This is a genomic window from Serratia sp. ASV30 (genome assembly GCF_016428815.1).
GTDB classification, from domain to species: domain Bacteria; phylum Pseudomonadota; class Gammaproteobacteria; order Enterobacterales; family Enterobacteriaceae; genus Chania; species Chania fonticola_C.
Map to the genome: position 1 here is coordinate 1 of NZ_JAELTL010000166.1, position 660 is coordinate 660.

Annotated in this window: 1 pseudogene; it reads right to left on the reverse strand. The window is 41.8% G+C overall.

Annotation, left to right across the window (positions count from 1 at the left end):
• Positions 1-620 (reverse strand): annotated as a pseudogene (locus tag JHD74_RS25920) (SAM-dependent methyltransferase); the annotation flags it as partial.
• Between the last annotated feature and the right edge of the window lie 40 nt (positions 621-660).

The following is a 660-nucleotide window of genomic DNA, read 5'->3' on the forward strand; positions in this document are numbered from 1 at the left end:
ACCTTGTCGTGCTCGTAATGAGCTCTCATAACCAGTTCAACCAGTATGTTGTGATCCTGATTTAATGGATTGTATTCAGGTAGGTCTAAGTGTTTGAAAATATCAGCAACTTGAATTGAAACGTTGTGTGCATTGATCCATTCCTGCACTGTAGAGGAATTTAATAATCCACAAAGGAAGTATGCAGTTTCTTTATTCTCAAAAGAGGAAAAATAAATTTTATGGTCAGGAATATATGGACGGATACCGACGATTGGCACTTCTGCTGAACCTGCAACCGCTGCATAGAACGATGATGACATTTCGGGCCAAATAACTTTCCATGGTTTAAATGTATACTCACCAACATTATAAATCGCGTGAAAAGGGGCCCCTTTCATCTGTCGGCGGTATGTCGAACGGTCAAGTAGTATTGGTTGATAAGACTGAAACCATGCAGCCGTCTTCTTCAGTTCTAGCGAATAAAACTCAGTTTCTGCAGTTACATAATCGGCGTTCGAAATACCGGTATTTGGTATGAAAGTGTAAAGGCGCTCAGCGGTATGGGCTGGAGCATCGAGTTTGAGATAGCATTCTTCAAAATCACCAGCACCTTTAATAAGAGGCTGTCTCTTATACACATCTCCGAGCCCACGAGACAGGAGGTATCATCTCGTATGC